The organism is Demequina muriae (assembly GCF_030418295.1).
Lineage (GTDB): Bacteria > Actinomycetota > Actinomycetes > Actinomycetales > Demequinaceae > Demequina > Demequina muriae.
The window spans coordinates 119,231-140,613 of sequence record NZ_JAUHQA010000001.1; the positions used below are offsets into that span (position 1 = coordinate 119,231).

Here is a 21,383-nt window from a genome sequence, read left to right on the forward strand (position 1 = left end):
CAGATGCACGCAATCGTGAGCGATGAGGGACTCCCCCTCGACGACCCTCGGGCGCTGCACGATGCGGACGTGCCCGAGCCGGAGCCCGGCCCGCTCGACGTGCTGGTGCGTGTCGAGGCGGTGTCGGTCAACCCCGTCGACGTCAAGAAGCGACGCTCACACAAGGCAGGGCGCGGTCCGCTCATCGCGGGCTACGACGGCGCCGGCGTGGTGATCGGCACGGGAAGCGACGTCCATGGGCTCAAGGAGGGCGACGAGGTCTGGTGGTCGGGCGACGCGACCCGGCCGGGGTCCAACGCCGAGCGGCAGGCCGTCGATCACCGCATCGTCGCCCGCAAGCCCGAGTCGGCGACGTTCGCGGACGCCGCGTCGCTGCCGCTCACCGCACTCACCGCGTGGGAGTCGCTGTTCGACCACCTGCGCCTGAACCGTGAGGACCACGGCACCATGGTGATCGTCGGCGGCGCTGGCGGAGTGGGCTCGATCCTGACCCAGCTCGCCAAGCGGCTCACCGCGCTCCGCGTGATCGCGACCGCGTCCCGCCACGAGTCCGAGGCGTGGGCGCTGCGCATGGGCGCCGATGCGGTGGCGGACCATCGCTCCCTCGTGTCCGCAGTGACGGACCTCGCTCCCGATGGCGTCGACTACATCTTCTCGTCGTACACCCGCGGAAACGTCGAGGCCTTCGCGAAGGTGCTCAAGCCGTTCGGGCACGTGGTGTCGATCGACGGTACCGACGAGTCGCTCCTGCCGCTCTTCGCCAAGTCCGCGAGCATGCACTGGGAGTACATGTTCACGCGGTCGCGCTACGGCACGTGGGACATCGCGGAGCAGTCCCGGATCCTGAGCGCGGTGGCCGACCTGGTGGATCGTGGTGAGGTGATGCCGACCGCCACGCACTACATCGACGACTTCAATGCAGACGGGATGCGTGAGGCGCACCGCCTGGTCGAGTCTCAGGCGATGATCGGCAAGGTCGTGGTCCACCGCTGACCTCGCCGGGGTACCGCGCGGGTGGCATCTGGGCCATACTCAGGCACCATGCGGCTCAGACACGTCCTGACGATGCTCGCGTCCACATCTGCGCTCGCGCTCGCGCTGACGGCGTGCGCCGGAGACGCGGCACCCGATCCGGCGCCCGTCGACGCGACACCGAGCGGCGGCGTGGACGGCACAGGCACGCCGGTGCCGACCGAGAGTGGGCAGGGCTCGTCCGATGCACCGGCACCGCCAGGTGCGGATCCCTACTGCGATGCGGCCGACGAGGGCTACCTTGCCCTGACCGACCTGCTCGACGCGACCGACCTGAAGAGCGCCCAGACGGGTGTCGAGGACAACGGCGGCGACGTGGATCTCATGAACGACGCCGCAGACGACATGCTCGCGGCGATGGATCGGGTGGTGGCCGCATGGACCGCCGCTCAGGAGCGCGTGGGCGACTCGCCATGGGACGACACGAGCTCCGCGGTACCGAACGACGAGGCCGCAGAATCGTTCACGGCGTACTTCGAGTACCTCGACGCGTTCGCGCGCCCCGAGGCCCAGGCCGCCGCGGGCGCGGCGACGATGGAGGAGTACACGAACGCCACGATCACGCTTCTCAGCGCACCGGGGGTGGCGCAGACGGCCGCGGAGGGTGCGGGCGCGATCGGCACGATCCTGGAGTACACGCTCGAGCGCTGCGGCGATCTGCCCTCGACCTGACCCGGCTCTCGACCGGACGCGTCTCTCGACCTGACCGACGCGCACCTGCTCACGCAGGGCTGACGGTCAGGCGCCCATCTGCGTCTTCACCGTCGCCAGCAGCTCCTCCCACGAGGCCACGAACTTCTCGATGCCCTCGTCCTCCAGCTGCGCCGTCACGTCGTCGATATCGACGCCCGCATCGGCCAGACGAGCGAAGTCGGCCCGTGCCTGCTCGTAGGAACCGCGCACCGTGTCCCAGTCCCCGTCCTTTGCCACGCCGTGGTCGGCGAACGCGTCGATGGTCGCCTGGGGCATGGTGTTGACGGTGCCAGCCGTCACGAGCTCGTCGACGTACAAGGTGTCGGCGTAGGCGTCGTCCTTCACGGACGTGGATGCCCACAGCGGGCGCTGGGGGTGCGCGCCGGCCTCCGCGAGCGCGGCCCAGCGGTCCGAGGCCAGCACCTGCTCGTGGTGTTCGAACGCCAACCGCGCGTTCGCGAGGGCGGCGGTGCCGCGGGCCGGCGAGTCGGGACCGATCGCATCCAGCCGTCCGTCGACCTCGGCGTCGACGCGGCTGATGAAGAACGAGGCCACAGAGCCGATCCGCGACAGGTCATGGCCGTTGTCCCGGGCCTGCTCGAGCCCGGCGAGGAAGGCGTCGACCACCTCGCGGTAGCGCTCGAGCGAGAAGATGAGGGTCACGTTGACCGAGATTCCGAGCGCGATCGCCTGCGTGATGGCGGGAAGGCCCTCGACCGTGCCCGGAATCTTGATCATCACATTGGGCCGGTCCACGAGCCACCACAGCTGCTTCGCCTCGGCGATCGTCGCGTCGGTGTCGCGCGCGAACCGCGGGTCCACCTCGATCGACACGCGTCCGTCGACGCCGTCCGTGGCCTCGTACACCGGCCGCAGCACGTCGCACGCCTCGCGCACGTCGGCGGTGGTGATCATTCGCACCGCCTCGTCGACCTCCACGCCACGAGCCGCGAGGTCGGCGATCTGGGAGTCGTACTGGTCGGAGCCCGCGACCGCAGCCGCAAAGATCGACGGGTTGGTGGTGACGCCGACGATCGAACTGTCCTCGATGTCGCGTTCCAGGGTGCCGGAGCGGAGTCGCTCGCGGCTCAGGTCGTCGAGCCAGATCGACACTCCCGCCTGAGACAGGGCGGCCAGGGAAGAGGGGTGGGCGGTCTCGGACATGGCACAGGCTCCTTCGCGTCGGGGTGAGGTCTGCCGTCGTCAACGTGTTGCCCGGGGCCGCGCATTCCGTAGAGGGCGTGGGGCGCACGCGCGGCGAGGCGCACGTAGGGTGGTGAGTGGAATCGTCCCTGCTCCTGAAAGGAGCCCCCATGCCCGGCGCCGCCCCCGAGACCCGGTCCGATTCGCTCGTCTTCTTCGGCGCGAGCGGAGACCTCGCACGCAAGTCGATCTTCCCGTCGCTGTACCGGATGGTGAAGTCAGGAGACCTCGACGTGCCGGTGGTGGGAGTCGCGTTCTCGCAGTGGGACGTCGACGACCTCAAGGAGCGCGCGCGCGAGTCGGTCGCCGCGTCCGAGGGCGGCATCGACGACGAGGAGGCGATGGACCGCCTGCTCGGCCTGCTCCGCTACGTCGACGGCGACTACAACGACCCGTCCACCTTCGCCGTCCTGCGCGACGAGCTCGCGGAGTGCGCGGCCCCCACGCACTACCTGGCGATCCCTCCCGTGCTGTTCGGCACGGTGGTCGAGGGCCTGCGGGCGGTGGGACTGCACGAGAACGGGCGGGTCGTGGTCGAGAAGCCCTTCGGCCGCGACCTGGCCAGTGCGCAGGAGCTCGACGCGGTGATCACCCAGGCGTTCGATCAGCCGGCGATCTTCCGCATCGACCACTTCCTCGGCAAGGAGGAGATCATGAACCTCCTCTACTTCCGGTTCGCCAACGCCATGTTCGAGCCGCTGTGGAACCGCACATACATCGAGTCGATCCAGGTGACGCTCGCCGAGGACTTCGGGGTCAGCGGCCGCGGCGGGTTCTACGAGTCGGCCGGCGCCCTGCGGGACGTCATTCAGAACCACCTGTTCCAGGTGGTCGCGCTGCTCACCATGGACGCCCCCGCTTATCAGGGCTACGGCGCCGTGCAGTCCGCCAAGGTGAATGTCTTCAAGGCCATGCGCCCCCTCACCCGGCACGACTACGTCAGAGGCCAGTTCCGCGGCTATCGCGACGAGCCCGACGTCGCCGCGAACTCCGACGTCGAGACCTACGCCGCCGTCAAGATCCACATCGACTCGTGGCGGTGGGCGGGCGTGCCCATCTACATTCGCACCGGCAAGTCTCTGGCCGTCTCCGCCGGCGAGGTGGTGGTCAACTTCAAGCGTCCCCCGCAGGCCCTGTTCCAGGACGCCCTCGACCCCGATCAGCATCCGAACCGCCTGAGGTTCCGGCTGTCGCCCGTCAGCGAGATCGGCCTGGGCGTACGCGTCAAGCGTCCCGGCGAGGAGTTCGTGGGCCACGAGCAGGAGCTGCGGCTGCCCACCGAGAGCCCCCTCGAGGTCGAGCCCTACGAGCGGCTCCTCGCCGACGCGCTGCGGGGCGACAGCGCCCTGTTCACCCACGAGGACTCCGTCGAGGCCGCGTGGCGGGTGGTCGATGCGATCCTCACCGACCACACTCCGGCGATCCCGTACGAGCCAGGCAGCTGGGGCCCCGAGGAGGCCGCTGGCCGACTCATCGGCCAGGACGGCCCGTGGCTCAACCCACGCGTCGACCCCCATCCCGCCTGACCACCGCGCGCACCGCCTTCGCAGGACCCGGACACGACGAGGAGACGATATGACCACCACGACCCCGATGCAGATCGGCATGGTAGGACTCGGACGCATGGGCGCGGGACTCAGTCGCCGCCTGATGGCGGACGGCCACACCGTCGCCGCCCACGACGTGACCCCCGCGGCGATCGACGCGCTCGCCGCCGACGGTGCGGTGCCGGTCCACGACATCGCGGACTTCGTGACCGCGCTCGAGGCACCGCGCGCGGTGTGGGTGATGGTGCCGGCCGGCGAGATCACTCACGGCGTGATCGCAGCGCTCGCGGCGGCGCTGGAGCCCGGCGACACCGTCATCGACGGCGGCAACAGCTACTACCGCGACGACATCGGACACGCGGCGACGCTCGCCGAGTCCGGCATCCACCTCGTCGACTGCGGCACGTCCGGCGGAGTGTGGGGGCTCGACCGCGGCTTCTGCCTGATGATCGGTGGAGACAAGGAGCCGGTCGATCGCCTGCGCCCCATCTGGGACACCATCGCTCCCGGCGTCGACGCGGCGCCACGGTCGCCCGGACGGGACGGCGAACCGTCCAGCGAAGAGCGCGGGTGGCTGCACTGCGGCCCCAGCGGCGCCGGGCACTTCGTCAAGATGGTCCACAACGGCATCGAGTACGGGATGATGGCCGCGTATGCCGAGGGCTTCAACCTGCTGCGCAATGCAGACGTCGGCACGCCCGAGCGTCAGGCGGAGGGCCAGTCCGCGCCCCTCGCGAATCCGGAGTTCTACCAGTACGACATCGACACCGCCGCCGTCGCGGAGGTGTGGCGTCGCGGCTCCGTGGTCGGATCGTGGCTGCTGGATCTCACGGCCGAGGCGCTCCACCAGGACCCCGACCTCGACGAGTTCACGGGCCATGTGTCGGACTCCGGTGAAGGCCGGTGGACCTCGATCGCGGCGATCGACGAGGGCGTGCCCACGCCCGTCCTCACCACCGCGCTGTACTCGAGGTTCGCGTCGCGCGACCAGGATCTCTACGCCGAGAAGGTGCTGTCCGCGATGCGCAAGGGCTTCGGCGGCCACGTCGAGCGCCCCACGGGCGAGTAGCCGCGGCGGGCGGACTCCGCCCCACTCCCGCCACCGCGCCGATGCGCGGGCGCCTCAGGCGCCGATGCGGGCCCTCAGCACGTCGAGCAGCGCGGCTTCGTCGTCGACGCCGAGATAGACCTCACCGCCGCCGCGCACCGTCAGGACGACGGCAGAGTCACCGCGCGTGGTGTACGCGACCGCGTTCGGGAGCCGGTGGCTCCATCTCCATCCCCACCCGCCGAAGTCCTTGATCGGCCGGTATGCGCGCTGCTCCACCGCGGTGATGTCATCCAGAGCGATCTCCTTCCTCACCAGGCCCGCGAGAGAGACGCGCACGTGGGTGTGATCCACGGTGACGGTGAGCGACGCCCAGAACAGCGAAGTCATCGCGGCGACGACCACCGCGCCGGTCGCCCACGCCGTCGCCGACTCCCCCTGCTCGCCCCACATCCCACCCGCCGCGAACGCGACCGCGCAGAGCAGCACGGCGCCCCCGAGCATCCAGCGGGCGGCGGGGTTCTGGTGAAGATACTCGCGCGAGCGGAAGGCGACCATGGCGACCACCCTGCCACGCGCATCGGCCGGCGCCACTCCTCCCCGGGAAGGAATCCTTCGCGTGGCGAGGCGGTTGTCCCCCACGACAGGGGCGTGCCGCCACCTCGGCGCGCCCGCACCGCACCCGCAACCACCGGAGGCACCCATGTCTTTCGACCAGCTCACGTTCGACAACCCGGCCGAGCGCTACTCGCACCTCAAGGGGAAGAAGCAGAAGCAGCCGCTGCCCGGCCTCGACCGTGACCTCGACCCGCAAGCGGACCATGGCGAGGAGAGTTACCGCGGCACCGGACGCCTCCAGGGCCGGAAGGCGCTCATCACCGGCGGCGACTCCGGGATCGGGGCGGCCGTCGCCATCGCCTACGCCCGCGAAGGCGCCGACGTGGTGATCAACTATCTCGAGTCGGAGCGCACGGACGCCGAGCGCATCGGCGGGCTGATCGAGCACGAGGGCGGCAAGGCCGTGCTGATCGCGGGCGACATCCGGCACCGCGACTTCTGTCGCGAGCTCGTCGCCAAGGCGGTGGACGCGCTCGGCGGCCTCGACATCCTCGTCAATAATGCGGGGCACCAGGTGTTCCACGAAGACTTCACCGACATCAGCGAGGACGACCTGGACCGGACCATGAAGACCAACGTCTACGCGATGTTCTGGATCACGCAGGACGCGCTCCAGCACATGGGTCCGGGGTCGACCATCATCAACACCAGCTCGGTGCAGTCCTACAAGCCGTCGCCGGTGATCATCGACTACGCGACGACGAAGGCGGCGATCGTGGGCTTCACCAAGGGCCTCGCGATGCAGCTCGCGGAGCAGGGCATCCGGGTCAACACCGTGGCGCCCGGACCCGTGTGGACCCCGCTGCAGGTGACGGAGGGGCAGCCCCAGGAGAAGCTGGAGAGCTTCGGCGAGGTCACCGCGCTGGGGCGCATGGGCCAGCCGGTCGAGATGGCTCCGGCATACGTCTTCCTGGCGTCGCCCGAGTCCAGCTACGTCGTCGGCGAGACCATCAACGTGAACGGCGGCATGCCCGTCCCGTGACATCGAGCACGGCCCCGTGACGTCGAACACGGCCCGGTGACGTCAAGCACGGCCCAGTGACATCGAGCACGGCGCTGTGACGTCGAGCACGGCGCCCAGCCGCGCCGCCCCTCACGGGGCGACGCGGCTGGACAGGGTCAGCACGCTGCGCGCAGCGCGCATGCGGCGCACCGCGCGGACGTACGCACGGCGCACCAGACGGGAACGGCGCGCCCGACGGCGACGCGCGTACTGCGCGTCGGCGACGAGTTCGCGGTGGTCCGCGCGATGCAGGGCCATCAGCGAGACGGGATCCTGGAGATACATGATTCACCTCCCCTCGCGCTCGATGAGCGAGGGTGTTCCGGCCCGCAGGCGCGTGTCGATGAACGACGGCGGGCATGCGGGTGGACGTCAGGGGACGCCCGGTGGCGCTGCGCTCGGGCGCGGCGGGACGGGCGTGATCACGCGGTGAGGCGTGGAGGAATCACATCCGTGAGGATGGATCGGGGGCAGTCAGCGCGGGCGGCTCGGCGCCGCAGCAGCGGACTCAGCCGAGGTCAGCCTGCAGGCGCGAGCGACCTCGCGAGCTGCCGGCCGCCGCGGTCATGATCTGACCGCGGGCGTGGAAGGACAGCACACGAGCGCGCGCGACAGTGCGCGGCGTGATGGCGATATTCATCATCATGGCGTTCTCCTTCCTGGGGTGAATCGGCCCCGGAGCCAGCGGCTCCGCGGTGCAACCCGGACGACGTTACCCCTCGAAGCGATCGAGGGGAAGGACATTTTGCCGATTCGTGACATTGGCGCGCAACGACGGCGCCACCAGCGCAACGGCGACGGCCACCGCGACGCCTCCCCACGCCAGCGCGGCGAAGCTCGAGCCCGCGACAATGACACCAGACGCTCCCCCGCCGGCAGCACTCGAGGCCGCGATGAAGAAGTCCGCCCTGCCCTGGAGCCGGGCACGGTTCGCCAGCGGAGGCGCCGTGGACAGCACCTGCGTGCCCGCCACGATCCCCAGGCTCCACCCCAGTCCCAGCAGCGTGAGGCCGATCGCGATGGGCACCAGCGACTCTCCAGGGGCGAGCGCCAGGGTGGCGGCGGCAGCGGCCAGGGTCACGCTCGCGGCAACGACGGTCGGCACCACTCCCCACCGGTCGACCACGAACCCCGACAGCGGCGCCGGCAGGTACATCGCCGCGACGTGGAGAGAGATCACGGTGGCGGCCGCCGAGAGCGTGTGGCCGTGCGCCGTCATGTGGACCGGCGTCATCGTCATGACGCCCACCATCACTGCCTGCGTGCCCACCATGGCAGCGATCGCGCCCACCACGCGCGGCCGCCACCGGGGTTCGCCCAGGTCGCCGTCCTCGTCTGCATCGACGGGCGGCGCATCGGCCGGCCGTGCGCCGAGGCGGAGCGCGAGCAGCAGCGGGTCAGGGCGGAGCCACAGCGCGAGGACGGCCGCGCCCACGCCGTAGGCGAGCGCCGCGACCGCGAAGGGGCCCGTCAGTGCGCTCAGTCCCCAGGGCTCGACGAGCGAGCCCGAGGCCTCCGCGAGTTGCGGCCCCAGGACGGCGCCCACGGTCGTCGCGACCAGGACCACGGCCGATGCGCGGGCGCGCCGGGAGGGCGGAGCGAGGTCGGCGCCTGCGTAGCGCGCCTGAAGGTTGGCGGCGGATCCCGCTCCATAGACGAGGAGGGACGCGAACAGCACGGGCACCGAGTCGATGGCGGCGGCCATCACCACGCCGACCGCGCCGAGGGCGCCCGCCGCATAGCCCCACGCGAGCCCCACACGGCGTCCGCGCCGCTGAGACATCGCGCCGATCGCCACGGCGGACCCGCCCGCGCCGAGGGCAAAGAGCAGCGCCGGCACCCCCGCGGCGGACGTCGACTCGAGCATCTCGGCCGCCAGCAGCGCTCCCACGGTGACGCCTGCCGCCAGTCCAGCGCCGGACAGCACCTGAGCGATGATCAGCGTGCGCAGCACGGCGCGCTGGGCGATCTCGCGCTCGGTGGGGCCTCCCGTGGGCGCCGCCTCTGACGGGGCCGTCACGAGGCCGACACCCGGTCGAGCGCGCGCCACTCCAGGACGCCCACGTCGGTGACGCGGGCCGTGCGCCCGTGCGCGCGCAGGATCTCGACGGCATCGTGCGAGAGCGAGCAGAACCTGCCGCGGCAGTACACGACGTACGGCACGTCCTCGGGCAGCTCGCGCACCCGCGTCTCGAGCTCATCGAGGGGAACGTTGACCGCACCGTCGTAGTGATCGTGAGCGAACTCCTGCGGTGGACGCACGTCGAGCACCACTTCGCGGCCGGTCTCGGCCGGGGACTGCGCGCCCGGCTCGGTCAACGGTGCGACCACGTCGTAGAGCCGCAGCAGCAGCGCGGTCACATGATCGCCGGCGAGAGCGTAGACGACGGTCGTGCCGTCGCGCCTGGTCTCGACCAGACCGGCGTCCTTGAGGATCTGGAGGTGGGCCGATGCGGTGGTCAGCTTGACGCCCGCGAGGTCGGCGAGCTCGCCCACGCTCCGATCGGCCTGGGCCAGTCGATCGAGCATCGTGACCCGGGTGCCGTGGGCGAGGCACTTGCCGACGCGCGCGACGGCGTCGAGGGAGTCGGCGGTGGCGGCTCGCACCCGCTCCTCCCTATTCCATGAATTCATGGAATAGACCGTACCTCGTCGCGGCGCCCGGTGCGACCGGTCACCCTCCGGTGGCAGTGATGACGATGAGCGCGACGTTCAGCGCGACGATCGCCGCGACCACGGCCCACCCCGTCATGCGCAGCGGAAGACCGGACACGTGCTCGCCCATCACCGCGCGATCGTTGGTGAGCCGGACCAGCGGGATCAGCGCGAACGGGATGCCGAGGCTCAGCACGACCTGACTCAGCACCAGCGCCCACGTGGGATCGGCCCCCAGGGCGATCACCACCAGGGCGGGAATGAGGGTGACGAGCCGGCGCGTCAGCAGCGGGATGCGCCGGTGCAGGAGGCCGCCCATGATCACGGCGCCCGCATAGGCGCCCACGGACGTCGCGGCCAGTCCGGACGCGAGCAGACCCACCGCGAACACCACCCCGATGATCGGGCCGAGGTTCGCCTCGATCGCGGCATGAGCGCCGGCGATGGTGTCGGTGCCGCCGACTCCCCGCAATGAGGCGGCGGCGAGCAGCAGCATCGCGATGTTCACCGAGCCTGCGATCACCAGGGACCACAGCACGTCGACCTTGGTCGCGCGCAGCAGCACGGGCAGGCGCGCGGTCGTGGCTCCCCCGCCAGGGCCCGTCTGGGTCGTCGTGTCTGATCGATCAGACTCCGTCGCCGCCGATGAGTCGGGCGCGGCGATCGCGGTGGCATCGGTCTCGCCCGCAAGGCGGCTCGGGACGCTCGCCTCCGGCACAGCGGTGCGCTCGACCGCCGCCGTGACGTCGCGGGGCTCGACCCTGACGGCGGCGACGTCCGCGCCCGCCTGACCGGGCAGGTGGCGATCCCGCGCCAGCGCCGAGTGCAGGTAGATCGCGTGCGGCATCACGGTCGCACCGAGCATCGAGGCGGCGAGCAGGACCGTGCCGGAGTCCGCGAAGCGCGGCACCAGACCGCCCGCGGTCTGCGCCCAGTCCACGGGCGACACGAACAGTCCCGCGAGGAAGCCCACCGCGATGATGGCCAGGAAGCCCATGATGACGAACTCGAACGGTCGCTGGCCCTTCCGGGAGTGGACGGCGAGCAGCGCCATCGACACGGCGCCGGTGATGAGGCCGCCCCACACGAGCGGGAGCCCGAAGAGCAGATTCAGGGCGATCGCCCCGCCGATGACCTCGGCCAGGTCGGTGGCGGCGGCCACCACCTCGGCCTGCCCCCAGTAGGACAGCCGGGTGCCGCGACCCAGCCGTGCGCCCATCAGCTCGGGAAGGGACCGGCCGGTCACGAGACCCAGCTTGGCGCTGAGGTACTGGATCAGCACGGCCATCGCGTTCGAGACCACGAGCACCCACACCAGGAGATAGCCATACTCCGCGCCCGCCGTGAGGTTGGCCGCGACGTTGCCGGGATCGACGTAGGCGACGGCCGCGACGAACGCGGGTCCGAGCAGCATCCACAGGCGCCGCTCAGGGCGGCGCACCGGTGCGCGTTCCGAGGCCTCCACGTGAGGCGAGGCGGAGGGGGTGAGAGGCATGCTTCTCAACTTAGCATCGAGATTTCGGTACACCGAACTTCTGCCCGCAGACCCATCATCGGACCAGTCACGTCAGATTCGGGTGCGCGTGCAGGAGGATGCGGTGCCGAAGGCTGCGCTGTCGCAGGTCAGCGGGGAGCGAGCATCATCACGCCTGCCCCGATCAGGCACAGCGTCGCTCCGGTCCAGTCCCACGCGTCGGGCCTGAAGCGGTCGACCACGATGCCCCAGGCGAGCGACCCGGCGACGAAGATGCCGCCGTAGGCCGCGAGGATCCGCCCGAAGTGCGGGTCGGGTTGGAAGGTGGCGATCACGCCGTACAGCGCCAGCGACACGACGCCAAGCCCCACGAACAGCGCACCGCGGTGCTCGCGCAGCCCCTGCCACACGAGCCAGGCGCCGCCGATCTCCGCGAGCGCGGCGGCGACGAACAGGAGGAGGACGCGCGCCACATGCATGGGCGAGACGCTATCAGCGAGTCAGGAGCTCAGGCGGTCCATGTACAGCTCGTACTCGTAGTCGGAGTACGTGCAGAAGATCACGGCCTCGATCGAAGGGTGCTCCTGCACCGCCTCCCGCACCGTCGCGATGGCGACGTCGGCCGCGCGGTCCTGCGGGAACCCGTACGTCCCGGTCGCGATGCACGGGAACGCGATGATCGACAGTCCGTGGCCTGCAGCCAATGCGATCGAGTTGCGGTAGCACGCGGCGAGCACCTCCTCCTCACCGTGACCGCCGCCCCGCCAGAACGGCCCCACGGTGTGGATCACGTGGGTGGCGGGCAGCTTGTACCCGCCCGTCATCTTCGCCTCGCCGGGCTCACACCCGCCGAGCTCACGGCATTCGTCGTGCAGCCCTCGGCCGGCCACCCGATGGATCGCTCCGTCGACGCCGCCCCCACCCAGCAGGGTCTCGTTGGCGGCATTCACGATCGCATCCACGGCGAGCGTGGTGATGTCATCACGAAGGACGGAGAGCTCGGTCATGCCCTCTAGTGTCGCCCGAATCGGGCCCGGCCGCAGACCCGGGCGTCCGACTCACCCCGCGGGACGTGCCGTGATGATCCCGGCATACGGTCCGGACAGCGCTCCCGGGGCCCCCATGCCCGTCACCCACACGTCGGAGATCTGACCGTCCAGGTACAGGGCGTCATCCACGCCGAGCTCGTCGCGAAACAGCGTGGCGAAGTCCCACAGATTCGTCACGCCCCACGACATCGCGAGCGTCACCGTGGTCCCGTCCGGACTGACCCCCACGCCGGAGCGCAGGGCCAGGTTGTCCGATCCCTCACGGAACTCGGGGTGCACCTCTCCGCCGAGCACGAGCGCGGGCCCCGACTGGGTCGCATGGGCCACGCCATCTCCCGAATACTCCGTGCTGTCCACCACCGAGGCGGTGCCGTCCTCATGCACGGCGAACACGCCGTTCGGCATCAGGTGGAAGTTGCCGGCGCCGTCCGCGAGATTCAATCCCACCAGCTCCTCGCCGTCGCTCACCAGCAGCCCACCGGGCACCACCTCGGGCGTGAAGATGCCCGCGTTGGTGGCCGCCGCGATCGTCGGGTCCGCCGCGATCACGTCTGCCAGCATGGTGCCGCCGGGCTCCCAGTCGACGCGCACGTCCCACTCGTCGAGAGGCAGCGTCACCACCAGGTAGTTGCGGTCGGCGTGCGCCACGATCTCGGCGTCCACCGCCCCGGGAAACTCGGCCGATGCGCCGGTCGGGTCAGGCACAGGCGTCGCGCCGGGCACCCCCGAAGGCGTCGCGGTCGGCGACTCATCAGCGGTGACCGTGACGCGGGGCGGGGTGGGCGCATCGGCCGTCGTGCACGCCGCGAGGGAAGTCGATGCCAGCGCGATGCCGCCGAGCGCGGCCACCACCCGCACCGTCGCACGGCCACGTGATCTCGAGCCCGCGCGCGCGACGGTCACAGCTCCAGCCGAATCTGCTCGGCGTCCAGCTGCGCCAGCGCGGCGGCGAGCGACGCGGAGCTGAAGGCGCCGAGCGCGCGCACGTCCAGCAGCGCTTCGCGTTCGGCCTTGATGAGCGCGATGCGGTGGTCGCGGTCCTCGTCCGCGGCGGACGCCTCGGAGGACACGGGGAATCCGTGGTCGTCGGTGGGACTGAGGGTGCGAGGATCCGCACGGTCGTCCGCCTCCGCGGCGCGACGGCCCTTCGACTTCTGGCGTACGGCGCGCAGGTGCTCGCGCTCGTCCTCGACGGCGGCGTCGAGCACCTCGGTGAGTCCCGCGGATTCGACCGCGAGCTCCTCGGGGGTGGCCGCGCGCGCCGGCTTCAGCAGCGTGAGAGCCCATGACATCGTGCCGCCCTGAATTGCGAGCGAGCCGATCGCGACCAGGTAGGCGATGAGCACCAGCAGTGACCGGCCGGGAGTGTCGCTCGGGAGCGTCTGGGCCGCGGCGACGGTCACGACGCCACGCATGCCCGCCCACACCATCACGCCGCCCTCACGAGGGCCGAGCTTGGAACGCAGCAGGTAGCCGTGGTCGGCGTTCATGCGTGCGAGCCTGCGCTTGACCGCCTCCACGCGCGTGCGGCGCGTGGCGTCCGGGTGCCCTCTCCGCACCAGGCGACGCGCCGTGCGGGCGACACCTGTGGCGGTGCCCGACCTGTTGACGGCCTTGCGCAGCCGCGGTCTCACCTGCTGTGACCGCTGGGCCGCGTGACGCTGGATGACGAGCAGGGGCGCGACGAATGCGGCCCGCGTCAGCAGCACGGCGACCAGCACCATCGCTGCGGCCTCGAAGGCGAAGAGCACCCCGAGGTCGTCCTGGCTCACGTCCTCGATGGTCTGGAGCAGCTCGAGGCCGAGGATGAGGTAGATCGCCCCCTCGAGCACGAGCTCGGCGGTGTGCCAGTTCTGCTGGTGGGAGCGGCGCACCTGAGGCGAGAGCCGACGGGCGGCGCCGTTGCCGCTCACCAGGCCCGCGACCACGGCGGCCACCAGGCCGGACGCGCCGAGCGCATCCGTCGGCAGCGAGGCGATGAAGGGCACCGCGAAGGAGAACGCGGTGGCGGCGGCCACGTCGGTCATCCGGGAGCGCACCCACAGGCTGATGCGGCCCACGATCCACCCGATGATGACCGCGAGGACCATCGACACCACGAACTCGGCCGCGACGGTCCAGAGGCTCACGGCCGATGCGGTGGCGGCGATGGCGGCCCGGAGCAGCACGAGCGCCGCGGCGTCGTTGAACAGGCTCTCTCCCTCGAGCAGCGCCACCAGGCGCGGCGAGACTCCCTGGCGCTTGACGATCGCCGTCGCGACCGCGTCGGTGGGGCTGACGATCGCGCCGAGCGCGAAGGCCCACGGCCACGACAGCGCCGGGAACATCCAGTAGAAGACCGCACCCATGAGCACGGTGGTCACAATCGTGAGCGCGACGGACAGTGCGCCGATCGAGCGGAAGTCGCGCCTGAAGTCCGTGGCGGGAACGGCCACCCCGGCTGCGTACAGGAGCGGCGGGAGCACACCGGCCAGAATGAACTGCGGATCGATCGAGAGGTCTGGGCCGAAAGGCACCAGGCTCGCCCCCACGCCCAGCGCCACCAGCACCAACGGTGAGGCGATGCCGAGCCGGGGGCTCAGGACCGTGGCGAAGGCGATCGCGACGAGCGCGATGACGCCGACGACCAGGAGTTCCACCCGCCCATCGTAGGCAACGCGCGAAGCCCCGAACTGCGATGGGGTTCACCGTTTCTCCAGCGAGAACCGCACCGACGCCGCGTGTCAGAACAGCGTGGGCTCCGGCTGCAGTTCAGCGAGGTTGGCGTGCGCGCCCTTCGCGTCCCCACGGGGAGAGTTCGCGGTGCGCCGCCACTCTCCCTGGTCGTCGCGGGCATCGACGCGCCGCGCCGGCTCGTTACCCGCGGAGGTCGAGCCCATGGACCCGGTGTTCGGGTCCTCCGGCGCTCGCTCCAGTCCGTGGGCCTCGATCAGCGGCTTGAGGCGGGCGGCGAGCCAGCGGCGGTACTCCTTGGGGGCGTACGCGCCTTCGCCGTACAGCTCCCGGTAGCGCGGGGTGAGATCCGGCCGATGCGTGTTCAGCCATCGTGCGTACCACTCCTTCACGCCGGGGCGCAGGTGCAGAGCGGTGTACGTGACAGAGGTGGCGCCCGCGGCCTTGATGCGCGCGAGCGCATTGTCGAGGTGCTCCTCGGAGTCGGTCAGGAACGGCAGGATCGGCATCATGAAGACGGCGACGTCGAAGCCCGCCTCCGCCGCGGCCGTGACCGTCGCGAGCCGTGCCTGGGTGGTGGGGGTGCCCGGTTCCATGGACTGCTGCAGCTCGTCGTCGGCGATCGCGATCGACAGCGCCAGGTCGACGGGCACCTGCGTGGCTGCCGCGGCGAGGCGCGGCAGGTCCCGGCGCAGCAGGGAGCCCTTGGTGAGGATCGATAGTGGCGTGCCTGACTGGGCGAGAGCGTCGATGATCCCCGGCATGAGCTGATACCGGCCCTCGGCCCGCTGGTACGGATCCGTGTTGGTGCCGAGCGCCACATGCTCGCGGGTCCAGGACTTCTTGGCAAGGTCCTTCTTCAGGGCTTCGACGATGTTGATCTTGACGATCAGCTGGCTGTCGAAGTCCTTGCCCTCGTCGAGATCCAGGTACTTGTGGCTGGGCCGCGCGAAGCAGTAGACACACGCATGGGAGCACCCGCGATACGGGTTGATGGTCCATGTGAACGGGACGGCGCTGGACTGCCCCACCTTGTTGAGGGCGCTCTTGGCGAGCACCTCATGGAACACGATTCCCTCGAACTCGGGGGTGCGCACGGAGCGCACGAGGTTGCCCATGCGCGCCAGGCCGGGCAGCGCATCGGCGCTCTCCGCCGTGACCGCCTGACCCTCCCATCGCATGCGACCATTCGAACACGCGTTCGATCCGCCGTCAAACACCACGGCGCGCGCGTCGCTCCAGCGCTGTGCTCGCCAAGGGCCGGGCCGCGGCGGGGTCAGCCCTCGATGTCGGCCTGACGCACGGCGAGCGAGAACGCCGGCACCTCGCCCTCGGGCACTGCGACGTCGAGCATCATCGCCGTCGCATCGTGTGCCTGCGGAGCGATGACGCTCCAGGTCACGTGGCTCAGGTCGGCCTCGGGCTGGCCGATGACGGCGGCGTCGCGTGCGCAGATTCCTTCTGCGCCCGGCGGCACCAGACCGGGCAGGTGGCGGGTCTCGCCGGCCCCATCGGCACTGCACTCCCCCAGCGACACCCACTCGGTCTGCCAGGAGTTGTCCAAGGATGCGGGACTCCACGACAGCTCGACCCAGACCTCACCGGCAGGCTCGCCGCGCGCCTGCCACGGCCACTGCGTCGCGCGGGATTGCGTGGTCCACGCGCCGCTCGCGACGGCGCGGTAGTAGTCCTTCGCCGGATCCTCGTCCGGGAGGCGATACACGTCGATGCACACCTCGGCCTGGCCGCTGGCGGTCACGGCTGCCACGAACGCAGGACGCACGTCCGTCGCGGCCCACGTCATGGGTTCAGCGCACACGGTCTGGACGGGACCGGTGAGCCCCGAGCCTTCGGCCGGCGCGACCACGGGCATGGACTGAGCTCCGGGCTCCGCCTCCGGCGGCCCATCGTCGAGGGTCGCTCGCAGCACCAGCCACAGGGCGACCAGCGCCAGCACCCCCGTCACGAGCGTCGCCGTCAGGAGCCACGCTCTCGCGCCCCGGCGCGCGGAACCGGTGGGCGCGTCGCCCTGAATGCCGTGGCCCGTGGTGCCGGACATGTCGCCTCCTTGCAGGCGTGTCGTCGCCGATGCGGTGATGGGGCAGCACGGCCTGGCGTGAGCATAGGGCCGCCAGCCTCGCGGAGGGAAGAGGCAGTCGCCATGACCTCGCCCCAGCATCGGCCGGGGGCCCTCAGTGGCGCAGACGCCCCCTGGCCTCCCCCGCATCGGCCCTCCACCATGTGCACTGGGACGTAGGTCCCTTGACCCGTTCTTGACGAACGCCATACTCGATGCAGGGCGACCCCGCGCTCCGGACCGTGACTGACCACACCCTCACCGCAGAGACCGTGACACCGCGCCGCTGCACGACCCACCCTCGCGAGGAGCCATCATGACCACTGCCCGCACCGCAGCCGCCCTGAGCGATGTCGCCCTCGCCCCTGACGTCAGGCGCATGCTCGCGACCGCTCCCTCCGTGACCGTCCCGGCCACGCGGGCCGAGCTGTATGCGATCGCGCTCGGCCCCGACGGCGGCCCCGAGTTCTCCGTCGACTACGACGTCGACGGCGAGTCGATCACCGAGGCGACTGTGACGCGCTGCCGCAACGGCCTTGCGGTCAACTACCCCGAGGACTACATGCGCCGGCGCGACCCGCAGTGCATGGTCATCGCGGACTCGCGCCCCACCGACAAGACGCGCTTCGCCGACAGATTCGGCCACGGCTTCGGCGACACGCGCGCGGACACCCTCGCGTGGATGGCGCGCCAGGACCTGGTGGTGGTGCCGTTCAAGGCCGGAGGGCCCATCCACGGATCGCCGTCGCTCGCGATCGTGCCGGTCAACGCCGCGTTCTTCGCGCTCGCCCTCGTGGACCTGCAGGGCTGGGTGACGCTCGACGAGCTCGGGCCGTTCGACCCGCGCTCGATCCTGTACGTCGCTCCCCCATTCCGCCACAGTCATTTCGAGGGCCGCCAGGTGGTGGTCCACGACCGCTCCGAGACGCTGCACGAGATCTTCGCGTACAACCTGTACCCCGGGCCGAGCGCCAAGAAGGGCGTCTTCTCCGTGCTGCTCGACATCGGCGAGGCCGAGGGGTGGATCACGGCGCACGCCTCGTCGGTGCGCGTCACCACGCCGTACGACAACGAGACCGTGGTGATGCACGAGGGCGCCTCCGGCGGCGGCAAGTCGGAGATGTGCCAGGAGCTGCGGCGCGAGGACGACGGTCGCATCCTGCTGGGGGCCAACGTCGTCACCGAGGAGCCGTACTACATCACGCTGTCCGAGACGTCGGACCTGTCCCCCGTGACCGACGACATGACCCTGTGCCACCCCGCGGTCCAGGACGGCAGCGGACGCATGGTGGTCGCGGACGCGGAGGACGGCTGGTTCGTGCGCGTCGACAACCTGCGCACCTACGGCGAGGACCCGCACCTCGAGCGCGCCGTGATCCACCCGGACACGCCGCTGGTGTTCTTCAACATCCAGGGCGTCGCCGATGCCACGGTGCTGCCGTGGGAGCACACGCTCGACTCGACCGGAGAGCCCTGCCCCAACCCCCGCGTGGTGATCCCGCGGCGCATGATCGAAGACATCGTCAACGAGCCCCAGCCCGTGGACGTGCGGACGTTCGGCGTGCGCATGCCCGCGTGCACTCGCGACCATCCCAGCTACGGAATCATGGGGCTGGCGCACTTCGTGCCGCCTGCCATCGCCTGGCTGTGGCGACTGGTGGCGCCGCGCGGCGACAAGAACCCCTCGATCGGCGAGGCGGCCGATGCGCTCTCGACCCTTGAGCACGGCGGCATGGTCTCGGAAGGCGTGGGCTCATACTGGCCGTTCTCGACCGGCACCAAGGTCGCGGCCGCGAACCTGCTCCTCGAGCAGCTCGTCACGTACGACCACACCCGCTACGTGCTCACCCCGAACCAGCACATCGGCGCCTATCACGTGGGCTTCTCCGCCGAGTGGCTCACCCGGGAGTGGCTCGCGCGCAAGGGCGGGGGCCGCATGCGCGCCGAGCAGCTCGAGCCCGCGCGGTGCGCACTGTTCGGCTACACCCCGCACGAGATCACCCTGGACGGGCAACCGGTCCGGCGCACGCTGCTGCGGCCCGAGATGCAGTCGCAGGTGGGCGTCGAGGCGTACGACGAGGGCTGCCGCATCCTCACGGGCTTCTTCAAGTCCGAGCTCGCGCAGTTCGTGACGCCGGACCTGTCCGACCTGGGCCGGCGCATCATCGAGACCTGTCTCGCCGACGGCACCGTGGAAGACTACGAGGCGCTCACGCCCACCTATCTCTAGCCGGGCGCTCTCGCCGTGCGCACGCCCACGCGCGGTCGCAGCCTCGAGGGATGGCCGATGCGCGCGCCCAGAGACCGCTCGAGGCGGCGGCAGCGACGCGGGTCGCGTCGGTCGACGACGCGGCAGTGCTCGCGCGGCTGCTGTGGGACTTCAACACCGAGTTCGAGGCCCCGATCGACGCCGTCGAGGTGCTCGAGGCGCGGCTCCGGAGGGTGCTCGCGGGCGATCGCTTCTGGGCGCTCCTCGCGGGCGACCCCGCGGCGGGATTCGTGACGCTCGCGATGAGGGACTCGGCGCTCACCGCGGGTCCGGTCGCCTACCTCGAGGACTTCTACGTCGTTCCCGAACTCCGTGGCCGCGGCATCGGCTCCGCGCTGATGGGCCTGCTGCTCGAGGAGGTGTCGCGCCGCGGCATCGCCATGGTCGAGATCGGGGTGGACGAGCCCGACGATGGCGCGCTGCGCTTCTATGAGCGTCACGCGTTCGTCCACCGCGACCCGGAGACGGGCGACCGCGCCTTCTACCTCTACCGCGAGTTCGGCTGACCCCAGCCCAGGCGCGTCGCCTAGTGGCCGCCGCCCAGGTTGCCCGCGAGCCGATCGAGGCGGGTCTGGGTGTCCTCGTTCGCGCCCACAATGGTGACGGACTTGCCCTTCTTGGCGTACTTGTGACGCACGGCGTCGAGAGCGGCCACGGTCGAGGCATCCCAGACGTGTGCGCCGGAGATGTCGATCACGATGTTGTGCGGGTCCCCCGAGTACTCGAACTGGTAGATCAGGTCGTTGGAGGAGGCGAAGAACAGCTCCCCCTCGACGGCGTAGACGCGCTGGTCGTCCTCGTCCGTCGCGTCCAGACGGGTCACCGTGGTGAGGTGCGCGATCCGGCGGGCGAACAGCACCATCGCGGTGAGCACGCCCACGCCCACGCCGATCGCGAGGTTGTGGGTCCACACCGTGATGATCACGGTGACGAGCATCACCGCGGTCTCCGACTTGGGCATCATCTTCAGCGTGCCCGGGTGGACCGAGTGCCAGTCGAAGGTGCCGACGGCCACCATGATCATCACGGCCACGAGCGCTGCCATGGGGATGGTCGCGACGGTGTCGCCCAGGCCCACCACCAGGATCAGCAGGAACACTCCGGCCAGGAAGGTCGAGATGCGGGTGCGGGCGCCGGAGGCCTTCACGTTGATCATGGTCTGACCGATCATCGCGCAGCCTCCCATGCCGCCGAAGAAGCCGGTGACGATGTTCGCGGTGCCCTGGCCCCACGTCTCGCGCGTCTTGTTCGAGTGGGTGTCGGTGACGTCGTCCACGAGTTTGGCGGTCAGCAGGGACTCGATGATGCCCACCAGCGCCATCGCGAGCGCGTAGGGCGCGATGATCTGCAGCGTCTCGAGGTTGAGCGGGACGTCCGGGATGAACAGCGTGGGCAGCGAGTCGGGCAGCTCGCCCTCGTCGCCCACGGTCGGGACGTTGATGACGGCGATGATGGCGGCGGCGGTGAGGAAGACGATGGCCACGAGGGGCGCGGGGACGACCGTGGTCCAGCGCGGCATCAGCACCATGATCACGATGCCGACGGCGACCATGGGGTACACGGCCCACGGCACGTCGGTGAGGTGCGGGATCTGCGACATGAAGATCAGGATCGCCAGGGCGTTGACGAAGCCCACCATGACGGAGCGCGGGATGAACCGCATCATCTTGGCGACGCCGAGCAGGCTCAGCACCACCTGGAGCACGCCCGCCAGGATGACGGTGGCGATGAAGTAGTCCATGCCGTACTCGCGCACCACCGGCGCGATCACTAGCGCGACCGCACCCGTGGCCGCCGAGATCATCGCGGGCCGGCCGCCCACGAAGGCGATGGTGACGGCCATGGTGAACGAGGCGAACAGGCCCACGCGCGGGTCGACGCCGGCGATGATCGAGAACGCGATCGCCTCGGGGATGAGCGCGAGCGCGACGACCAGTCCCGCGAAGACCTCGGTGCGGAGGCGGCGCGGCGACTTGAGTGCCTGCATCACGGAGAAGGACTCGTCGGCCTCGGGCGCGCCCTTCACGGGCTGCGGCGTAGGA

General features: G+C 70.6%; 21 protein-coding genes. 7 read left to right on the forward strand and 14 right to left on the reverse strand.

Annotated features, from left to right (window positions below; genetic code table 11):
- Positions 1 to 3 precede the first annotated feature (3 nt).
- Together QQX02_RS00565 and QQX02_RS00570 are read left to right on the forward strand one after the other, a co-directional pair.
- Positions 4 to 993 carry a zinc-binding alcohol dehydrogenase family protein gene (locus QQX02_RS00565; protein WP_301140546.1) on the forward strand — a complete coding sequence of 330 codons (990 nt, stop codon included), beginning with the start codon at positions 4 to 6 and terminating at the stop codon, positions 991 to 993.
- A gap of 48 nt (positions 994 to 1,041) precedes the next feature.
- Positions 1,042 to 1,704, forward strand: coding sequence for a hypothetical protein (locus QQX02_RS00570; RefSeq protein WP_301140548.1), 663 nt, complete (start codon positions 1,042 to 1,044; stop codon positions 1,702 to 1,704).
- Positions 1,705 to 1,770: 66 nt separating this feature from the next.
- On the opposite strand, the gene tal is transcribed toward QQX02_RS00570, so the two are convergent.
- Positions 1,771 to 2,889: a transaldolase gene (gene tal / locus QQX02_RS00575; RefSeq protein ID WP_301140549.1), complete on the reverse strand. Its 1,119-nt coding sequence runs from the start codon at positions 2,887 to 2,889 to the stop codon at positions 1,771 to 1,773.
- Positions 2,890 to 3,038: 149 nt separating this feature from the next.
- On the opposite strand from tal, the gene zwf reads away from it, so the two are divergent.
- The gene (zwf, locus tag QQX02_RS00580) at positions 3,039 to 4,454 is read left to right on the forward strand and encodes a glucose-6-phosphate dehydrogenase (RefSeq protein ID WP_301140550.1); all 1,416 of its coding nucleotides are present in this window, start codon (positions 3,039 to 3,041) and stop codon (positions 4,452 to 4,454) included.
- Between the two features lie 49 nt (positions 4,455 to 4,503).
- The gene (gnd, locus tag QQX02_RS00585) at positions 4,504 to 5,544 is read left to right on the forward strand and encodes a phosphogluconate dehydrogenase (NAD(+)-dependent, decarboxylating) (RefSeq protein ID WP_301140552.1); all 1,041 of its coding nucleotides are present in this window, start codon (positions 4,504 to 4,506) and stop codon (positions 5,542 to 5,544) included.
- 54 nt (positions 5,545 to 5,598) lie between these two features.
- Here gnd and QQX02_RS00590 read toward each other — a convergent pair whose 3' ends face one another.
- Positions 5,599 to 6,081: a hypothetical protein gene (locus tag QQX02_RS00590; protein ID WP_301140553.1), complete on the reverse strand. Its 483-nt coding sequence runs from the start codon at positions 6,079 to 6,081 to the stop codon at positions 5,599 to 5,601.
- A gap of 145 nt (positions 6,082 to 6,226) precedes the next feature.
- Here QQX02_RS00590 and QQX02_RS00595 point away from each other — a divergent pair, with 145 nt between their 5' ends.
- Positions 6,227 to 7,123 (forward strand): glucose 1-dehydrogenase, encoded by an 897-nt coding sequence (locus QQX02_RS00595; RefSeq protein WP_301140554.1) that lies wholly within the window; start codon positions 6,227 to 6,229, stop codon positions 7,121 to 7,123.
- Between the two features lie 111 nt (positions 7,124 to 7,234).
- On the opposite strand, the gene QQX02_RS00600 is transcribed toward QQX02_RS00595, so the two are convergent.
- From QQX02_RS00600 to QQX02_RS00650, 11 genes are all read right to left on the reverse strand, one after another.
- Positions 7,235 to 7,429, reverse strand: a complete 195-nt coding sequence (locus tag QQX02_RS00600) for a hypothetical protein (RefSeq protein WP_301140556.1) — start codon at positions 7,427 to 7,429, stop codon at positions 7,235 to 7,237.
- A 223-nt stretch (positions 7,430 to 7,652) separates the two neighbouring features.
- Entirely contained in the window at positions 7,653 to 7,790 is a 138-nt protein-coding gene (locus tag QQX02_RS00605; protein WP_301140557.1) for a hypothetical protein, read from the reverse strand.
- Between the two features lie 66 nt (positions 7,791 to 7,856).
- Positions 7,857 to 9,164, reverse strand: coding sequence for an MFS transporter (locus tag QQX02_RS00610; protein ID WP_301140559.1), 1,308 nt, complete (start codon positions 9,162 to 9,164; stop codon positions 7,857 to 7,859).
- Positions 9,161 to 9,778: an ArsR/SmtB family transcription factor gene (locus QQX02_RS00615; protein ID WP_301140560.1), complete on the reverse strand. Its 618-nt coding sequence runs from the start codon at positions 9,776 to 9,778 to the stop codon at positions 9,161 to 9,163. The genes QQX02_RS00610 and QQX02_RS00615 overlap by 4 nt, the downstream gene beginning before the upstream one ends.
- 40 nt (positions 9,779 to 9,818) lie before the next feature.
- Positions 9,819 to 11,294 (reverse strand): Nramp family divalent metal transporter, encoded by a 1,476-nt coding sequence (locus QQX02_RS00620; protein ID WP_436968488.1) that lies wholly within the window; start codon positions 11,292 to 11,294, stop codon positions 9,819 to 9,821.
- A 128-nt stretch (positions 11,295 to 11,422) separates the two neighbouring features.
- Positions 11,423 to 11,752: a YnfA family protein gene (locus tag QQX02_RS00625; protein ID WP_301140561.1), complete on the reverse strand. Its 330-nt coding sequence runs from the start codon at positions 11,750 to 11,752 to the stop codon at positions 11,423 to 11,425.
- Positions 11,753 to 11,773: 21 nt separating this feature from the next.
- Positions 11,774 to 12,280: an O-acetyl-ADP-ribose deacetylase gene (locus QQX02_RS00630; protein ID WP_301140562.1), complete on the reverse strand. Its 507-nt coding sequence runs from the start codon at positions 12,278 to 12,280 to the stop codon at positions 11,774 to 11,776.
- A gap of 51 nt (positions 12,281 to 12,331) precedes the next feature.
- A complete protein-coding gene (locus tag QQX02_RS00635) occupies positions 12,332 to 13,225 on the reverse strand; it encodes a phosphodiester glycosidase family protein (protein ID WP_301140563.1) in 894 nt (297 codons plus the stop codon).
- Positions 13,222 to 14,961 (reverse strand): cation:proton antiporter, encoded by a 1,740-nt coding sequence (locus QQX02_RS00640; RefSeq protein WP_301140564.1) that lies wholly within the window; start codon positions 14,959 to 14,961, stop codon positions 13,222 to 13,224. The genes QQX02_RS00635 and QQX02_RS00640 overlap by 4 nt, the downstream gene beginning before the upstream one ends.
- A gap of 84 nt (positions 14,962 to 15,045) precedes the next feature.
- A complete protein-coding gene (locus QQX02_RS00645) occupies positions 15,046 to 16,176 on the reverse strand; it encodes an Rv2578c family radical SAM protein (RefSeq protein ID WP_301140565.1) in 1,131 nt (376 codons plus the stop codon).
- A 95-nt stretch (positions 16,177 to 16,271) separates the two neighbouring features.
- Complete coding sequence (locus QQX02_RS00650; protein ID WP_301140566.1) at positions 16,272 to 17,054, reverse strand: hypothetical protein; 783 nt, start codon at positions 17,052 to 17,054, stop codon at positions 16,272 to 16,274.
- 334 nt (positions 17,055 to 17,388) lie between these two features.
- On the opposite strand from QQX02_RS00650, the gene QQX02_RS00655 reads away from it, so the two are divergent.
- Both QQX02_RS00655 and QQX02_RS00660 read left to right on the forward strand, forming a co-directional pair.
- The gene (locus QQX02_RS00655; protein WP_301140567.1) at positions 17,389 to 19,302 is read left to right on the forward strand and encodes a DUF4914 family protein; all 1,914 of its coding nucleotides are present in this window, start codon (positions 17,389 to 17,391) and stop codon (positions 19,300 to 19,302) included.
- 50 nt (positions 19,303 to 19,352) lie between these two features.
- Positions 19,353 to 19,847: a GNAT family N-acetyltransferase gene (locus tag QQX02_RS00660; protein WP_301140570.1), complete on the forward strand. Its 495-nt coding sequence runs from the start codon at positions 19,353 to 19,355 to the stop codon at positions 19,845 to 19,847.
- Between the two features lie 20 nt (positions 19,848 to 19,867).
- Here the strand turns inward: QQX02_RS00660 and QQX02_RS00665 are convergent, their stop codons facing one another.
- A complete protein-coding gene (locus QQX02_RS00665; RefSeq protein ID WP_301143612.1) occupies positions 19,868 to 21,328 on the reverse strand; it encodes a SulP family inorganic anion transporter in 1,461 nt (486 codons plus the stop codon).
- Between the last annotated feature and the right edge of the window lie 55 nt (positions 21,329 to 21,383).

Excerpts from the sequence above, each read along its gene's own strand:
- tal (WP_301140549.1), bottom strand. The coding sequence starts at position 2,889 with ATGTCCGAGACCGCCCACCCCTCTTCCCTGGCCGCCCTGTCTCAGGCG.
- QQX02_RS00620 (WP_436968488.1), bottom strand. The coding sequence starts at position 11,294 with ATGCCTCTCACCCCCTCCGCCTCGCCTCACGTGGAGGCCTCGGAACGC.
- QQX02_RS00660 (WP_301140570.1), top strand. The coding sequence starts at position 19,353 with ATGGCCGATGCGCGCGCCCAGAGACCGCTCGAGGCGGCGGCAGCGACG.
- QQX02_RS00645 (WP_301140565.1), bottom strand. The coding sequence starts at position 16,176 with ATGCGATGGGAGGGTCAGGCGGTCACGGCGGAGAGCGCCGATGCGCTG.
- QQX02_RS00590 (WP_301140553.1), bottom strand. The coding sequence starts at position 6,081 with ATGGTCGCCTTCCGCTCGCGCGAGTATCTTCACCAGAACCCCGCCGCC.
- QQX02_RS00655 (WP_301140567.1), top strand. The coding sequence starts at position 17,389 with ATGACCACTGCCCGCACCGCAGCCGCCCTGAGCGATGTCGCCCTCGCC.
- QQX02_RS00650 (WP_301140566.1), bottom strand. The coding sequence starts at position 17,054 with ATGTCCGGCACCACGGGCCACGGCATTCAGGGCGACGCGCCCACCGGT.
- QQX02_RS00615 (WP_301140560.1), bottom strand. The coding sequence starts at position 9,778 with ATGAATTCATGGAATAGGGAGGAGCGGGTGCGAGCCGCCACCGCCGAC.
- QQX02_RS00665 (WP_301143612.1), bottom strand. The coding sequence starts at position 21,328 with ATGCAGGCACTCAAGTCGCCGCGCCGCCTCCGCACCGAGGTCTTCGCG.
- gnd (WP_301140552.1), top strand. The coding sequence starts at position 4,504 with ATGACCACCACGACCCCGATGCAGATCGGCATGGTAGGACTCGGACGC.
- zwf (WP_301140550.1), top strand. The coding sequence starts at position 3,039 with ATGCCCGGCGCCGCCCCCGAGACCCGGTCCGATTCGCTCGTCTTCTTC.
- QQX02_RS00570 (WP_301140548.1), top strand. The coding sequence starts at position 1,042 with ATGCGGCTCAGACACGTCCTGACGATGCTCGCGTCCACATCTGCGCTC.
- QQX02_RS00595 (WP_301140554.1), top strand. The coding sequence starts at position 6,227 with ATGTCTTTCGACCAGCTCACGTTCGACAACCCGGCCGAGCGCTACTCG.
- QQX02_RS00625 (WP_301140561.1), bottom strand. The coding sequence starts at position 11,752 with ATGCATGTGGCGCGCGTCCTCCTCCTGTTCGTCGCCGCCGCGCTCGCG.
- QQX02_RS00600 (WP_301140556.1), bottom strand. The coding sequence starts at position 7,429 with ATGTATCTCCAGGATCCCGTCTCGCTGATGGCCCTGCATCGCGCGGAC.
- QQX02_RS00565 (WP_301140546.1), top strand. The coding sequence starts at position 4 with ATGCACGCAATCGTGAGCGATGAGGGACTCCCCCTCGACGACCCTCGG.
- QQX02_RS00630 (WP_301140562.1), bottom strand. The coding sequence starts at position 12,280 with ATGACCGAGCTCTCCGTCCTTCGTGATGACATCACCACGCTCGCCGTG.
- QQX02_RS00605 (WP_301140557.1), bottom strand. The coding sequence starts at position 7,790 with ATGATGATGAATATCGCCATCACGCCGCGCACTGTCGCGCGCGCTCGT.